Below are 15,087 nucleotides of genomic sequence, written 5' to 3' on the forward strand. Positions count from 1 at the left end.
GAGGATTACACAAGCGATCTTTCAAATACGACTTCTATTATCTTGTCATGAAGTCCTAATGGCTCTGTGACCCTGTAGCTTACTTGCGGAAAATCTCGTGCTGCCTCCGCTACCATCCTGGGTATATCGGATTTTGAGTGTCTTCCCGGTACGAGAAAGTACGGGTGGACAGTTATATCGCTCGCGCCGGCCGCGACGCATTTGCGAAAAGCGTCTTCTATTGACGGTTCGCAAAGTTCCATGTGACAGTGCTCAACCATATCAAACGGCGAGTCGCGGTAAGTTCTTGCCTTATCGGCTACCTCTTCAAGAAGCGCGTTTGCCTCTTCTACGGTGCTTCCGTGATCAACTAGAATTAGAGCCTTCATCGCTTAGTTTTTTTCCGAGTGCAGCTTTATGGTTTCAAGGACTATCTCCGCTGACCTGCGGAATTCATCGAGCAGGAGATACTCGTTTACCGTGTGAAGCTCATACATTCCTGTTCCCAGGTTTACGCACTCGATTCCTTTTTCGTTTATGAAATTCGCGTCGCATCCTCCGCCGCTTGTGTGAAGTTCTATGTCGTGGTCCAGGTTTGCGGCGGCCTGGAGTACCAGTTCCGTCACAATTGCCTCCGGGGAGACGTTCATTACGGGATACACGCGTTCTATTTCGATCTCTGCGCGCGCGCCGACTCTTTCTCCGTCGAGGAGGAGTTCCCTGCTTTCTGTTGCTTCGAGAAAGCAGTCGCGCATGTGTTTTATCTGCGCGTCAAGTTTCCCTTCGTCGTGGCTTCGAGCCTCAGCCTTTATCTCAACCAGGCCCGGGACTATGTTCGTCGCGGATCCTCCCTTTACCTTTCCTATGTTCGCAGTTGTTTCATGGTCTATTCTTCCGAGCTTCATTTTCGAGACGGCGTCGCTTAGGATCTCTACCGCGCTTATTCCGTTCTCGGGACAGAGTCCCGAATGGGCCTCAACGCCGTGTATCTTTACATCCATGATGTCGGAGCAGGGACACCTGAGGACAAGTCTCTGCGGGGTGCTGCTGTCAAGGACTATTCCGTAGGAACTGTTGAAGTTCGAAGAGTCAAGGAACTTCGCTCCGAGGAGGCCGACTTCCTCGCAGATGGTAAACGCGACCTCTATATCCCCGCAGGGAATATCGTTTTCCCTTAGGGCTCTTAGCACCTCGACTATTATTGACACGCCGCTTTTATCGTCGCTTCCCAGTATCGTCGTACCGTCGCTTCTCATAACGCCGTCCTCAACGCTCGGTTTTATCCCCTCTCCGGGGCTTACCGTGTCCATGTGAGAGCAGAGGAAAAAGGGCGGCGCATCCTTCTTTGTTCCGGGAAGCTTGACTATCAGGTTGCCGATGTTTCCCCCGACCTTGTCTCCCGCGTCGTCGTAGAAGCAGTCAGCCCCCAGGTCCTTCATTTCTTCCTCGAGCCTCAAGGCTACATCCTTTTCCTTTCTTGATGGACTGTCTATACGTATGATGTCCATCAGATGACGGGTCATTCTTTCTTCTTGGATCATGGTGGTTTTCTCTTTTTAGCTGGATTAGACGGTTAAAGGATATTTGAAAAACCCCCGTATTAAAAGATTCTTTTTGTTTTACCGGGTGTTGGTAGTGTAGAATTACTTCTCTATTAAAATATCGGTATCTCGGCCGTGTTCTTAAATCTGGATAAATGGTGAAAAAATGGATTTTTTTCTGATAAAGGGTGATGTTGCCGACGTTGAGTCGGATTCAATCGTTTTTCTATGCTATGAAGGGCAGAGGCTTCCTGCCGCTGCCAGGAAAATTGACAGTAAACTCGGAGGGTTTCTTTCAGGCAAAGTGAAGCTGTCCGATTTTAAGGGCGGTTTCGGAAAAACGATTCTTGTTGATACCCCGGGCGATTTCAACACGAAAACGGTTGTTCTCCTTGGCCTTGGCAAAAGAGAAAATCTCGGGTCACTTGAGGCTTTTCGCGCCGCAAATATCGCAGTCGCGAGAACCGGCCAGCGCTCCCGCACGGTTTCAGTTGATTTTTCCAACGTGGACAGAGGCTTTCTTAAAGTTTTTCTCGAGGGCATGGCCTGCGGCACGTATGAATACGGAAAGCTTAAATCCTCGGGAAGAAAGAGAAATCGCATAGAAAAAGTATGTGTGGCGTCAAGGAGAATCTCGGCCGATTATTTCAGCACAGAAGCCGCACACGCAAGCGCCGTTTCAAAGAGCGTGGCTTTTTCAAGAGACCTTGTGAATGATCCTCCGAATATGCTTACGCCCTCAATCCTGGCTGAGCACGCACTTTCGATTTCCGAAGAGTCAGAGCACCTCAGCTGCAAGGTTCTCGGCAAGGAAGAGATAAGGGAGATGGGGATGGGAGGACTCTCCGCGGTTTCTTTTGGAAGCAGTGAGCCCCCGAGGTTCATCCATCTTACCTACTCGCCTCCGGTAAGGTCTCGCAAGAAAGTCGCTATTGTCGGCAAGGGTATAACTTTTGATTCGGGAGGACTGTGCCTTAAGCCTGCAGACAGCATGAGAACTATGAAAATGGACATGTCCGGTGCCGCGGTCGTACTGGGCACCATGAAGGCACTGGGAGAACTGACTCCCAGCATCAACGTTCACGGCCTTGTCCCGGCCACCGAAAACATGACCGGCGCGTCGGCCTACAAGCCGGACGACGTGGTGACGGCCCTTAACGGCAAAACGATAGAAATCATAAACACCGACGCCGAGGGCAGGGTGGCGCTTTCCGATGCGCTCAGCTACGCTGTCCGCCTTGGAGTTTCCGAGATAGTGGATCTCGCTACCCTTACCGGCGCCTGCATAGTCGGGCTCGGCCTTCACAACGCCGGGGTTATGGGTAATAACGCGAATCTTGTGAAGTCGATTCTGAATTCCTCGCGCGATGTCGGGGAGAAAATGTGGGAACTTCCCCTTGATGCGGAGTTAAGAGAGGAAATAAGAAGTCGAGTGGCCGACGTTAAGAATGTCGGGAGCAGGTGGGGCGGGGCGATAACCGCGGCGCTTTTCCTCGAGAACTTCGTTTCGGATGTTCCGTGGGTTCATATAGATATAGCCGGCCCCTCGTACGTGGAAAAATCTTCTGACTGGTATCAGTACGGGGCGAGTGGGTTTGGCGTGAGAACCATGGTTAACTACCTGATGAACAGGTAGGTTTTTTCTGCTGGTTGCTTCTTGTGCCCGACGATCTGCTCTGCTAGCATATCCCCCTACACTTTGGATGTACTGAAGAAGACCTATGTTGACACTTTACGATGACCCGATTTCCGGCAACGGCTACAAGGTCCGGCTGATCCTCTGGCTCACCGGCAAGGCTTTTCAAGTAGTCAATCTAGACATCTTGAATGGCGAAACCCGAACCCCGGAATTCCTGGCGATCAACCCGAATGGAAAGATCCCGACCCTGGTGCTTGAAGATGGTTCTGTGCTCTCGGAATCAAACGCGATCTTGTTTCATTTTGCCGAAGGAACCGACTATTTGCCGTCTGAGGCCTTCAAGCGAGCCCAGGTTCTGCAATGGTTGTTCTGGGAGCAATACAGCCATGAGCCAAATATCGCTACTTCACGTTTTCTGCTCCAGCATCGTGAGCTTACAGGCGACGTTTTAGCTGCGTTAGAAGCCAAGAAGGCGCCCGGCGAAGCCGCGCTGGCGCTTATGGAAAAACATCTTGCTTCTCATATCTTTCTGGTTGCCGAGACTTTCTCAATTGCCGATATTGCGCTCTATGCGTACACTCATGTTGCTGAGGAAGGTGGGTTTGCTTTAGATGAATATCCTGCAATCCGGGCTTGGATTAAGCGAGTTGAGAATGTTCCCGGATTTGTAGCCATGGGCGAGACAAACAATGAAGTTCTTTGAAGAAGCTTCGGGCGCATTACTATTGAGTTAAAAATGGGGGAAGCGGTTCAGGGAATGTAGTCAAGCCAGTGGCTGAATTTCTCGTCCTCGCCTTTTATTACGGCAAAATATCTTTTCTGGAGTTTCTTTGTTATTTCTCCAGGTTTTCCCGAACCTATTTTTTTGCCGTCAACTTCCCTGATAGGCGTAACTTCAGCGGCTGTACCGGTGAAAAAGGCTTCATCCGCGATATAAAGCTCGTCCCTTGTGAAACGCTGCTCTTTTACCACGATGCCTTCGGCGGCGGCGAGGTCCAGAACGCACTTTCTGGTTATTCCTTCCAGTATGGAAGTTAGAGGAGGAGTCTTGAGAATACCGTTTCTCACGATGAAGATATTCTCCCCGCTTCCTTCGGCCACGTAACCTTCCGAATCGAGCAGTATTGCCTCATCAAAACCGAGGTCGGCCGCCTCCTGGCGGGCCATTACCGAGTTTACGTAGTTTCCGCATATCTTGGCCTTGGTCATAAACGAGTTAACGTGCATTCTCGTATAGGAGGATATCTTTACCCTGATTCCGTTGGCAATCGCGTCGTCACCCAGATATGTCCCCCACGGCCATACGGCTATCGCCACGTTTACGGCGTTATCTCCGGGAAGTATCCCTTTTTTCCCCGGTCCGATGAAAGCTATTGGCCTGATGTAAGCTTCATCAAGTCCGTTTTCACGCAGAAGGTCCATTATCGCGTCGCAGAGGGTCTGCATTTTATATGGAATCTCTATGCCGGCCACATGCGCCGAAGTGTAAAGCCTCTCCATGTGTTCGGTGAGCTTTAAGATGGCCGACTTTCCGTTAGAGCATTTATAAGCTCTTACGCCTTCAAAGGCGCCGAGGCCGTAGTGGAGGGTGTGGGTAAGGACGTGCACGTTCGCCTCGTCCCAAGGCACTGTTTTTCCGTTAAACCAAATTCTGGATTGGTCGTCTGACATAATCTGTTACCACGATTCAGGGAAAGAAAAGTTCGCAAACATTATTATTATTCCCCTTTTCATTGTCAAGCTTAATCGAGGACCGGGTATCTCTCTTACTGCTGTTTCAGATTCTCTTTGATTATCGCGCTCATTTCCCGTGAAAACTTCGATCTTGGAATAACAAGGTCCACTCCCTTTTCCTTGAATTTATCGGCAAGCTCCCTTTCCACATGCGGCAGATATCCTATGCAGAAGACTTTGCCGTGTTTTTTAGAGTTCTTTAGCTTGGTAAATACCTTCTCGGCGTCAATTTTTCTTGAGGCAAGATCGATAATCACAAGGTCAATGGTTTTCCCCTCGATTTTGTCTGGAAGCTCTTCGCGGTTTTTTACCTTTATCACACCGATATCAAGGTCTTTGGCCGTGTTCTCAATCTTTGACGAGAAAAACACGTCGTCAGCAACTACACAAATTGTTTTTCGCGAGGTTCTCATTGCGTGAAATAATAAATAGAAATGGCAGATTCCAGTCCGGCGTCATCTATGGCGGTAATTGGCTTTACCCGTAAATTTCACTTCCCACATAAGTCTAGAGGTCGTATTTCTTCTGTATTTCGGAAAAAGGAATTGACTTTTCTCCGGAAGCGATAAATTCCTTGTAAACCCTATCGGCTTCTTCATAGTCTTCGATGTCTTCAAGCTTGCTCATCAAAAACGACTCCAAGGCCTTTTTTACGTAATAACTCTTTGGCCTTTTCTCTGCTCTCGAAATCTCGCTGAGCATTTCACCGAGTTCCACGGGAATCTGCGCCGATATGCTGACCGTATTGCGACGATTGGACCCAGTTTCCTTAGCCATATCAATTTCCCCCTGCAACTGAATATAGTAAATTTTAACAGTTTTTGTAGATGTTATTGATTCTACGAACCGCGAATAAGGCTGAATACGTATGGCGTAAGTTATAATAGAGGAATCAAAAAACCGTAAGGAGAATAAGATGAAAGCTACTCTGATTGCTTTTCTTGTGGCTATGATATTCGGAATTAACCCGATTTTTGAAAAACTGAGCCTGAAGGATGCCTCTCCGCTTTCGGTAATCACGATAAGGTTTATTTTCACCTCGTTGTGTCTCGTAGGCTTAGTGCTGGCTACGGGCAGGTTCGCCCAGGTCGTTGACGTCGACGGCAGGACGCTTTTCTGGATACTTCTGTCGGGACTGATCGGAGGATTGATCGGTCTTTTTCTCTATTTCACGGCTCTTCAGATGGCCGATACCTCAAAAATTGTCGCAATAGTGGCCACTTTTCCCATGTTTACGGCCATATACGCTTATCTTTTTCTGGGAGAGGCCCCGGGGCCCATGAGGATTACTGGAATCGCCTTTATCGTAGTCGGTTCCATACTTATTGAATGGAACCTGCTTGCGAAGTAACGTGTCTAGATATCCAGAGATTCCAGGTAATCACGGAATTCCTCAGCCATGTCCGGATGTCCGTGTCTTGATGCCGCCTCAATACCTTTTTCATAAGCATCCTTTGCACTGTCCTGCATTCCGAGCTCAGTGTAGCAATGGCCAAGTATCCTGTAAGCGGCTCCTTCGTCGTCTTTAAGACGAAGGTAGACGTTAATCGTCTCTATGGTTTCCTCGTAGCGGTTAAGCTTGAAATATTCATTTGCAAGACTGTAGTGAACAAGGGGGTTTGCGGGGTTTTTCTCAAGTAACTTCTTAAATTTCTGAATTCTTTCTTCTGACATTTTTAACTGCCGACCCTGATTCCGAGAATCCCTAGTTTATCTCTTTTTCGCCTTTCAGGGTGAAGTCTTCAAAACCGAAGACACCCATGAAGTTTTTTATTACGGACTGTGTGACCTCGTCCATTCCAATACTCTCTTCATTTCCAAGCCAGCTTCCGATAGACGTTATTCTCACATCCGTTATTCCGCAGGAGAGTATCAGCTCGAAATAATCAAGATTCGTGCTGACGTTAAGGGCAAATCCATGGTAGGTCACCCATTTTCTGATCGCTATTCCTATGGAGGCTATCTTGCTTCTTTTTACCCAGACTCCGGTGACCCCGTCTATTCTTCTGCCCTCGATTTCGAAGTCGCCGAGCGTTCTGATGATTACTTCCTCAATGCTTCGCAAGTGCTTTCGGATGTCCATCTCATGATTTTTGAGATTCAGTATGGGATAGCCGACGATCTGTCCCGGACCGTGAAAGGTTATGTCTCCTCCCCTAGACGCGTGTACGAAGGAGATCCCGTGTTTTTCAAGATATTCCTTTCTTACAAGCAGGTTTCCCGTGTTTCCCTTCCTTCCGGTGGTGATAGTCGGCGGGTGCTCAAGCAGAATAAGAGAGTCCGGTATTTCTTCTGTGATTCTTTTGGCGAGAAGGTTTTCCTGGTACTCAAGCGCCTTCTCGTAGGGGATCGTCCCGAGTTCGTATATGTCCAGGGTACTCATTGGGGCAGTGGCAAGATACCTCGTACCTCAGAAGTTCCTTACCCTTCCAAGCGCGTCAAGGGCTGCTTCCATCACGGCTTCGGAGAGAGTGGGGTGGGCGTGCTGGGTAGTGGCTATCTCATAAGGAGTTGTCTCCAGGGTTTTTGCCACTCCGATTTCCGCGATCATCTCGGTCGCTCCGTGGCCTATTATGTGGCTCCCGAGAAGTTCCTTTGTCCTCGAGTCAAAAATCATTTTTACAAAGCCGTCCGTTTCTCCGACCGCCACCGCCTTTCCAACGGCCCTGAAAGGAAATTTTCCTATATCCACATCATAACCCTGGTCTTCTGCCTGTTTTTCCGTAAGGCCGATCATGGCCACTTCCGGCTGACAGTAAACGCAGCCCGGAATCGAGTTGTAATGCACTTTAGAGTTCATTCCCTTCATCCGCTCAATCGCGACGACTCCTTCCTCAGAGGCCTTGTGCGCGAGCATGGGACCTCCGATTACGTCCCCGATCGCGTAGATATTGGCGCAGGTGGTCATGTAGTCATCGTCTGTTTTTATGAACCCTCTTTCATCAAGCTCAACGCCCACGTCTTCAAGACCCATGCTGTCGCCCGTCTCGTAGAAGGCAAAAGAAGTCGGCGCCGCGTTTGCGACAGCCCTTCTTCCAACCGACACAAGCACCATGTCGGCCTTCAGGGCGGTCTGTTCACCCGAAACAGTGCTCTCCACCGTTACGGTTGCGGAACCTGAGGTCTTCTTAAGCGATTTGTACACAGTCTCGTTGAGAATAGTCATTCCCTGCTTCGTGAAAATCTTCTTCGCCTCTTTTGCTATTTCTTCGTCAGCTCCCGGCAGGACCTGTTTTTCCATTTCCACTATTGTTACCTTGCTGCCGAAAGAGTTGTAGACATAGGCAAACTCCATTCCTATGTATCCCCCGCCTATTATTACTACGGAGCGGGGAACCTCGGGATGCATTATCGCCTCGTCACTTGTCATTACCACTTTCCCGTCGATTTTAAGGCCGGGAAGCGTTCTAGGGACGGAACCCGTAGCAAGAAGTATCCTCTCGCTCTCTATATCCTGAGGTTTCTTCCCCATAATGGAGATTCCGTGCTTTGACGTAAGCCTTCCGGTACCGCTTATAAGGGTGATGTTGTTTTTCTTGAAAAGCCCCTCTACGCCCCTGTTGAGAGAGGCTGAGGCTTTCCTGCTATTTTTTATTACTTCCGAGTAGTCAAAGGATAGCCCCTTGTGAGTGATTCCGTAACGTTTCGAGTCAAGAAAATGCGAGTACATCTCGGCGCATTTGAGAATTGCCTTTGAAGGTATGCATCCCCAGTTAAGGCATACTCCACCTGGTTTGTCCCGTTCCACGACGGCAACTTTCATGCCCATCTGCGCGGCCCTTATTGCCGATATGTATCCCCCAGGACCGGATCCTATAACTGCGAGGTCGAATTTTTCCATTTGCGGGTAAGTATATTTATAATTGGCCCGTCGTCAAAGCGGGCGGGAGCTGTTTGGCGGGGCGGAACAAAAAGTCCTGTAAGATGCGAAATGTTCTGGTGTTATGAGTCTGCTCCGGAGAAATTCGACCCGTATTTCCATATCGCGTAGTCAAGGGCCCTTGGAGTGATGTCAATCTCCCCGGCGGCTCCTATTACAATCTGTTCAGCCTCTCGTGGTCCAACCTTTTCCGTACCCAGGGCTTCGGCGACAAAAGCGCAGACGTGAACATCTCCTTTTACGTAGTCATCCCTGCCGCAGTACATAAGAAACATGTGAGCCGTAGCTGCGCCGATTCCCTTTATCGAACAAAGAGATTTCTTGATCTCGTCCGGCTGAGTCGAAGAGACGTCCTGCAGGTTATTGATTTTGATTTTTAGCAGTTCTTTCGCGGCGCGACAAACATTATCGGACTTGAAAATCTTTGTCCCAGGTGATCGGTACCTAGCCCTGAATATTTCTTCTCGCATGTGCTTTTTTCCATGGGTTTTGTAGTGGGAGACAAGTTTTTTGAGCGTTTCCTGCTTGTGAGTTGGCGGAAGAAGTTCCCGGTTTTTTCCCGATCGGATTCGTTCTATGTTGAAATGCTCGCAGTAGCGCCGGATGACCGGTAGAACATGATTCTCGTAATGGCTTCGAGGGGTAAAGACCGCGTCGATAAGAGCCACAGACAGATGCGCAGGATAGAATTCTTCTCCCATCTCAAATTCTGAATCAAGCAACTTGAGATGTCTTACCCTTTCCGCAACGCGGTGAATTTCGTAGTTTTTGGTGTTTTCCATTTAACAGATTGCTCCGTCCTCTTTCAGTAATTTGCAGCCTGAGTTTAATAATACCGAATCAATACCTTAATTTTGTAACATGAAACGCAGGGTACACCGAAACGTATTCAGGGGTAAAGGTAATTGCGACTATCTCCGTTGACAACGTAGCGTGGTGAAATTATATTTCAAAAATAGATGACGCAGCCAATCTCTCCAAGAAACAAGGCTTTTCTGGCCTGTGTAGTGGATCATTTTATTGAGACCGGAAACCCCATCGGTTCTTCGACCCTTATATCTAAATACGGTATAAAATGGTCTCCGGCCACAGTCCGCCAGGAGCTTAATTCGCTCATGGAAGCGGGTTTTCTCACCCAGAGTCATATTTCTTCGGGTAGATTTCCCACGGAGAAAGGAATAAATTATTACGTAGAAAACATTCTCCGGGTGGAAAACTCACAGGATTTCGGCCTACAGTTCCTTGAGAACAAATATGAAGAAATTGACGGTACGCTTGATCACGTGGTAAGCGCCACGAGTTCAATACTTTCCGACTTTACAAAACTTGCGGGCTTGGCGATGCTTCCCCAGAGAAACACCCTCAAAGTTAAGTCTGCGAAACTTCTGAAGATGGGGGAGAAGGAATGTCTTATGGTCTTGGTGTTTGAGGGCGGGCTTACGGAAAAAACCTATATCAGGCTTGCCAAACCCATTCGGGATTCCCAGGTCGAGAGGATAGGGGGCTACCTCAATCGGCTGATTCTGGGCCTTACAATTGAGCAGGTACGCAAGGTGGTGCTCGAGAAAATAAAGAGAACCACCACCGAATACAGCGAAATTCTTGAGAAGGTGCTCAGGATAAGCAGTGAACTCTTTGAGAAAGAAAGGAAGGCGGGGATATTCGTAGAAGGAAAGGCCTCGGTTATTGAGTCTCTGAGTTTTGGAGATTCCAGTCTCTATAAGACTATAATCGAGATACTTGAGGACCAGGAATTTCTCTCCAGCCTTCTGAGGTCGGTTATAAAAGATGGCCGCTCAAAGGTCTTTATAGGTTCAGAAAAAGGAATGCCTCGCGGCTTCAGCCTCGTTGCGGCGCCTTATTACAAGGGGAACAGCTATGGAAGCCTGGGTGTGTTCGGCCCCACGCGAATGAACTATTCAAAAATCATCCCGCTTGTGAACTACACGGCGAAAATGGTCACAAAAAGGGTTAACGACGGAGAAATTACGGAATGAGTGAGAACACAGCCGCGGACATTGAAGAAAACAAGAAAAACAGCGCGGAAGATTCAGAAGAGTCTGAACTCTCCGGTGCTGAGGTGCAAGAGGAAGAGACGGAAGAAGATGTTTCCGCCGAGCTTGAAGCCTTGAGGGAGAAATATCTAAGGCTTTCAGCCGACTTTGATAACTATAAAAAGAGACTTGCCAGGGAAAAGCAGGAAATACGTGATTTCGGAAACGCGCAGAGGTTAAAGGAACTGCTTTTCGTTCTTGACAACATTGAAAGAGCTATTGAACTTTCTGAAGAATCGCTGGGTGAAAAAACTGATTTCGTAGCTTTCCTTGATGGAATAAAGCTTGTTCACTCGCAATTTCTTACGAGTCTCGGGAACTTTGGCGTTACCGCGATAGACTCAAGTGAAGGAACAAGTTTCGATCCCAGTTACCACGAAGCTGTTTATAAGGAGCACTCGGAGGCTTACGAAAGCGGGCTTATAATCTCGGAAGTCCAGAAAGGTTATCTTCTTAACGGAAGGTTGCTGAGGCCCTCAATGGTATCCGTGTCTCAGGGTCCTGAAAAAACCTCTGAGGAAGATTCTGAAGAAAAAGACTGACGAGAAACCCCATCCCCCAATCCTGAAATGCCTAAAGATTACTACGAAATACTTGGTGTTGAAAAAAACGCTTCCCCGGAAGATATAAAGAGTTCCTACAAGGATCTTGCTTTCAAGTACCACCCAGACCGCAATCCCGGGGATAAGAATGCCGAAGAGAAGTTCAAGGAAATAAACGAGGCATACCAAGTACTTAACGACAGGGATAAAAGGGCTCGTTATGACAGTTTCGGCCATATGTCGGGCGACGGCATGGGCGGTTTCTCCGGGTTCAGTGATCTTTTCGGAGATCTTTTCGATGACGTTTTCGCGGGAGGAATGGGAAGGCGCAGAGCGCGCCAGGGGACGAACCTGCAGTATGACCTTGAAGTGGATTTTGACGAAGCTGCGTTTGGAACGCAGAAAGAGATAAAAGTCAGAAAAAGAAAGCTCTGCGACGATTGCTCCGGTTCCGGAGCCGCGGTGGGAGGAGAATCGATTTGCGACCGTTGCGGAGGCAGGGGATCAGTTGCTTTTTCTCAGGGCCCCTTTTCAATAAGCCAAGGGTGTCCTTCCTGCGGAGGAAGCGGAAAAATCATAACGAATCCCTGCAAGAACTGCAGGGGTTCCGGACTTTCGTACACCGAAAAGGCTGTAACGGTCAATATCCCCGCCGGCATTTCCAGCGGAATGAGGCTTGTGATAAGGGGAGAGGGGGAACCTGGAGCACAGGGAGGCCCTCCGGGAGATTTGTACATACAGGTGGGAGTGAGGGAACACCCCATTTTCAGACGTGATGGAAACGACATAGTGTGTGAATTCCCGATAAGCTTTACTCAGGCGGCTCTTGGAGATGAGATAGATGTTCCGATTCTAAAGGGCACGACAAAAATGAAAATTCCAGCCGGAACTCAGCCGGAGCAGACCTTCAGGCTCAGAGGAAAGGGGCTTGTCAATGTAGAATCTGGAAATCTTGGTGATCAGTACGTCGTGGTAAAAGTGGTAATACCTCAAAAACTTACCAAAAAACAGAAGGAAGCTTTAATGGAGTTTGCCGGAAGCTACAACGGAAAGAAAGAACCTTTGATTGAAAAATACTTTAATAAAATAAAAGAATTAATCCACTAAACCTGAAGTATTCTCTAGTTTCTTTAAAACTCTTGCCGTATACTTACGACTCATCCTCCGGCTATCGCCGGAATAATTGATACGACATCTCCGTCGCTAAGTTTAGTGTCTGCTCCCTCAAGAAACCTTATATCCTCATTGTTCACGTAGAGATTTATGAATCTTCTTACGTTTCCATTCTCATCGCAGAGTCTGTTTTTTATACCCGGGCACTCGCTCTCAAGTTCTTCTATGAGAGCGGATACCGTGGATGCTTCTATGGCAAGCTCGTCTCTGTCTCCCGAGAGTTTTCTAAGAGGGGTTGGAATTCTTACCGATACCATGTTTTTCTCCCGTTTTTTCCTTGATTTATTCGAATTTTGTTTCCACCCGGATACTAATCACTATAACACGTAACACTACAGTTTTTTACTGTTGTAAAGCTCTTCAAAATCTTCAAGAGTAGGACCTATCACATTGGGTTCTCCCAGTCTTCCCTCAACAGCGTCCTGGGTCTTGAGGCCGTTTCCCGTTATTGATACCACGATGGGTTCGTCGCGGGGAATTTTTTCTTGGTCTATAAGCTTTTTCGTTACTCCGAGTGTTACTCCGCCCGCGGTTTCGGTATAGATGCCTTCGGTTCTCGCGAGAAGCTCTATCGCGTCCACTATCTCTGCGTCGCTTACGTCCTCCGCCGCTCCGCCGCTCTCCCTTATTATGTTCATTGCGTAGTAGCCGTCGGCCGGAGTGCCGATGGCAAGGGATTTCGCTATAGTGTCCGGTTTCACCGGCTTGAACATCTCCCAGTCATTTTTAAACGCGGTTGATATGGGTGAACATCCTGTTGCCTGAGCACCGTATATTTTTGAACCCTGAGGCTCAACGATTCCGAGCAGCTCGAATTCCTTTATGGCTTTCCAGACCTTGGTGAGAAGAGAACCGCTTGCCATGGGAACCACTATGTGCTTAGGGGCTTTCCATCCAAGTTGCTCCATTACCTCAAATGCGTATGACTTGGAACCTTCGGAGTAGTAAGGTCTCATGTTTATGTTCACAAAGGCCCAGTTGTATTTACTGGCAATTTCACTGCAGAGCTTGTTTACCTCGTCGTAACCGCCTTTTACGCCTATGAGATTCGCTCCGTAGACTATCGTGTTGAGTATTTTCGACTGTTCAAGGTCGTAGGGAATAAGTATGATGCTTTTCAGATTCCCGGAAGCGGAAATCGCTGATACGGAGTTTGCCAGGTTTCCCGTGGATGCGCAGCCGGTCGTATCAAACCCGAACTCTCTTGCTTTTGAGAGCGCTACGGATACTACTCTGTCCTTAAAAGAAAGGGTGGGATAGCAGACCGCGTCGTTTTTCACATAGATTTCCGAAACCCCGAGCTCCTCTGCAAGGTTTCTTGCCCGCACAAGCGGGGTGTATCCCACCTGGGTTCCCAAGGTGGGTTCTGAGTCGATTGGAAGGAGCTCTTTGTATCTCCATATGTTCTGCGGACGGGAAGCTATTTTTTCTCTTGAGATATGCTTTTTTATCTCGTCGTAGTTGTAGACGGCTTCAAGAGGACCAAAGCACGTCTCACAGACGTATTTCGGTTCCTTGGGATAAAGTTCAGCGCATTCCTTGCATTTAAGAGATTCTACGAAGCCCATGGCGCCTCCAAAAGGTCAATCGGGAGTAAAAACTACCCTAACGGCTTTTGATGTCAAAGAAATTCCGTGACTTACACCGCGGGCGTCGGATAGGTTCTGCCCGGCTTGCCGATAGCGCGGTTCTGCGGTTTTTATCCGCAATAGGGCTTTCAGGTACACTTTCACGCAAAAAGGAGGCGCGGATGAGCGTACTTAACGAGAACGGATTCTCAATACACGGCTTCAAGGTCGGCGAGAGCGACAGCAACTACAATTACCTAGTGGCGTGCGAGGAAACGGGGGAGTGCGTAGTTATAGACCCGCTCGACCCGGTCGCTCTTTTGAAAATCATAAGGAAGAGGGATTACAGGGTTAGATACGTCCTAAATACCCACGCGCACCCCGACCATATTTCCGGAAACAACCCCATAACGAAGGTTTTTCTCTCCTCGAAGATACTTATTCACAAAACGGCTCTTGACTATGTCGCTCCTAGAAGCGAGGGCATAGAAGAGGGAGACGAAATAGACTTCGGAAAACAGCGGCTTGAGGTAATCCATACTCCCGGACACTGCCCGGAACACGTCTCCTTTATAATCGGGGATAACATTTTCCTCGGTGATACGGTGTTTGTCTCGGGGTGCGGAAACGTAAAATTCAGGGGAAAAGTCGAGGACCTCTATGAGACCTTCGCCTCTAAGCTTTCCCATCTTCCCAACAGGCTCAGGATGTTCTGCGGCCACGACTATGCGGAAACCAACCTTAGGTTTGCTCTTGGACTTACCCCGGATAACGAAGATGCAAAGAAAAAGCTGCGGGAAGTCTCCGAGGACAGGTTTCCCCGTTCAACACTGGGGGAGGAAAGAACCTATAACCCGTTTATGAGGACAAGCGACCCTCTCCTTATTGACACGCTCAGGGAGAAAGACCCGTCTTTGGAGAATGATCCGATGGCGGTTTTCATAAAATTAAGAAAACTCAGAGATAAATGGTAAACT

At 48.4% G+C, this 15,087-nt stretch carries 18 protein-coding genes; 7 read left to right on the forward strand and 11 right to left on the reverse strand.

All coding sequences use genetic code 11. The features are described 5' to 3' along the window. Positions 1-5: 5 nt before the first annotated feature. Positions 6-368, reverse strand: a complete 363-nt coding sequence (locus tag F4X55_03260) for a cobalamin biosynthesis protein CbiX (protein MYC40015.1) — start codon at positions 366-368, stop codon at positions 6-8. A 3-nt stretch (positions 369-371) separates the two neighbouring features. Next, on the reverse strand, positions 372-1,520 hold the full coding sequence (locus F4X55_03265; GenBank protein ID MYC40016.1) for a M20/M25/M40 family metallo-hydrolase: 1,149 nt from the start codon (positions 1,518-1,520) through the stop codon (positions 372-374). A gap of 166 nt (positions 1,521-1,686) precedes the next feature. Here F4X55_03265 and F4X55_03270 point away from each other — a divergent pair, with 166 nt between their 5' ends. Both F4X55_03270 and F4X55_03275 read left to right on the forward strand, forming a co-directional pair. Then, positions 1,687-3,156: a leucyl aminopeptidase gene (locus F4X55_03270; GenBank protein MYC40017.1), complete on the forward strand. Its 1,470-nt coding sequence runs from the start codon at positions 1,687-1,689 to the stop codon at positions 3,154-3,156. Positions 3,157-3,241: 85 nt separating this feature from the next. Continuing rightward, positions 3,242-3,862: a glutathione S-transferase family protein gene (locus tag F4X55_03275; GenBank protein MYC40018.1), complete on the forward strand. Its 621-nt coding sequence runs from the start codon at positions 3,242-3,244 to the stop codon at positions 3,860-3,862. A 47-nt stretch (positions 3,863-3,909) separates the two neighbouring features. Here the strand turns inward: F4X55_03275 and F4X55_03280 are convergent, their stop codons facing one another. From F4X55_03280 to F4X55_03290, 3 genes are all read right to left on the reverse strand, one after another. Further along, complete coding sequence (locus tag F4X55_03280; protein ID MYC40019.1) at positions 3,910-4,830, reverse strand: branched-chain amino acid transaminase; 921 nt, start codon at positions 4,828-4,830, stop codon at positions 3,910-3,912. Positions 4,831-4,925: 95 nt separating this feature from the next. Then, on the reverse strand, positions 4,926-5,306 hold the full coding sequence (locus F4X55_03285) for a response regulator (GenBank protein MYC40020.1): 381 nt from the start codon (positions 5,304-5,306) through the stop codon (positions 4,926-4,928). A 94-nt stretch (positions 5,307-5,400) separates the two neighbouring features. Then, the gene (locus F4X55_03290; GenBank protein MYC40021.1) at positions 5,401-5,670 is read right to left on the reverse strand and encodes a hypothetical protein; all 270 of its coding nucleotides are present in this window, start codon (positions 5,668-5,670) and stop codon (positions 5,401-5,403) included. Positions 5,671-5,809: 139 nt separating this feature from the next. Between F4X55_03290 and F4X55_03295 the strand changes: the two genes are divergently transcribed. Next, positions 5,810-6,244 carry an EamA family transporter gene (locus F4X55_03295; GenBank protein ID MYC40022.1) on the forward strand — a complete coding sequence of 145 codons (435 nt, stop codon included), beginning with the start codon at positions 5,810-5,812 and terminating at the stop codon, positions 6,242-6,244. A gap of 5 nt (positions 6,245-6,249) precedes the next feature. Here the strand turns inward: F4X55_03295 and F4X55_03300 are convergent, their stop codons facing one another. From F4X55_03300 to F4X55_03315, 4 genes are all read right to left on the reverse strand, one after another. Further along, complete coding sequence (locus F4X55_03300) at positions 6,250-6,567, reverse strand: tetratricopeptide repeat protein (GenBank protein ID MYC40023.1); 318 nt, start codon at positions 6,565-6,567, stop codon at positions 6,250-6,252. Between the two features lie 31 nt (positions 6,568-6,598). Continuing rightward, entirely contained in the window at positions 6,599-7,276 is a 678-nt protein-coding gene (gene lipB, locus F4X55_03305) for a lipoyl(octanoyl) transferase LipB (GenBank protein MYC40024.1), read from the reverse strand. A 27-nt stretch (positions 7,277-7,303) separates the two neighbouring features. Then, positions 7,304-8,734, reverse strand: a complete 1,431-nt coding sequence (gene lpdA / locus F4X55_03310; protein MYC40025.1) for a dihydrolipoyl dehydrogenase — start codon at positions 8,732-8,734, stop codon at positions 7,304-7,306. 101 nt (positions 8,735-8,835) lie between these two features. Next, positions 8,836-9,555 (reverse strand): hypothetical protein, encoded by a 720-nt coding sequence (locus F4X55_03315; GenBank protein MYC40026.1) that lies wholly within the window; start codon positions 9,553-9,555, stop codon positions 8,836-8,838. A gap of 177 nt (positions 9,556-9,732) precedes the next feature. Here F4X55_03315 and hrcA point away from each other — a divergent pair, with 177 nt between their 5' ends. From hrcA to dnaJ, 3 genes are read left to right on the forward strand one after another with little or no spacing between them, the layout of a single operon-like run. Next, positions 9,733-10,770 (forward strand): heat-inducible transcription repressor HrcA, encoded by a 1,038-nt coding sequence (gene hrcA, locus F4X55_03320; GenBank protein ID MYC40027.1) that lies wholly within the window; start codon positions 9,733-9,735, stop codon positions 10,768-10,770. Beyond that, positions 10,767-11,369 carry a nucleotide exchange factor GrpE gene (gene grpE / locus F4X55_03325; GenBank protein ID MYC40028.1) on the forward strand — a complete coding sequence of 201 codons (603 nt, stop codon included), beginning with the start codon at positions 10,767-10,769 and terminating at the stop codon, positions 11,367-11,369. Before hrcA ends, grpE begins: the two co-directional genes overlap by 4 nt. Positions 11,370-11,396: 27 nt before the next feature. Beyond that, complete coding sequence (dnaJ, locus tag F4X55_03330; protein ID MYC40029.1) at positions 11,397-12,476, forward strand: molecular chaperone DnaJ; 1,080 nt, start codon at positions 11,397-11,399, stop codon at positions 12,474-12,476. 50 nt (positions 12,477-12,526) lie between these two features. On the opposite strand, the gene F4X55_03335 is transcribed toward dnaJ, so the two are convergent. Both F4X55_03335 and F4X55_03340 read right to left on the reverse strand, forming a co-directional pair. Continuing rightward, the gene (locus tag F4X55_03335; protein ID MYC40030.1) at positions 12,527-12,799 is read right to left on the reverse strand and encodes a MoaD/ThiS family protein; all 273 of its coding nucleotides are present in this window, start codon (positions 12,797-12,799) and stop codon (positions 12,527-12,529) included. Between the two features lie 75 nt (positions 12,800-12,874). After that, positions 12,875-14,110 carry a threonine synthase gene (locus F4X55_03340; protein ID MYC40031.1) on the reverse strand — a complete coding sequence of 412 codons (1,236 nt, stop codon included), beginning with the start codon at positions 14,108-14,110 and terminating at the stop codon, positions 12,875-12,877. Between the two features lie 50 nt (positions 14,111-14,160). Between F4X55_03340 and F4X55_03345 the strand changes: the two genes are divergently transcribed. Further along, positions 14,161-15,084, forward strand: coding sequence for an MBL fold metallo-hydrolase (locus F4X55_03345; GenBank protein MYC40032.1), 924 nt, complete (start codon positions 14,161-14,163; stop codon positions 15,082-15,084). The last annotated feature ends 3 nt before the right edge of the window (positions 15,085-15,087 follow it).

Source organism: Candidatus Dadabacteria bacterium, from assembly GCA_009840385.1.
Classification (GTDB): domain Bacteria; phylum Desulfobacterota_D; class UBA1144; order Nemesobacterales; family Nemesobacteraceae; genus Nemesobacter; species Nemesobacter australis.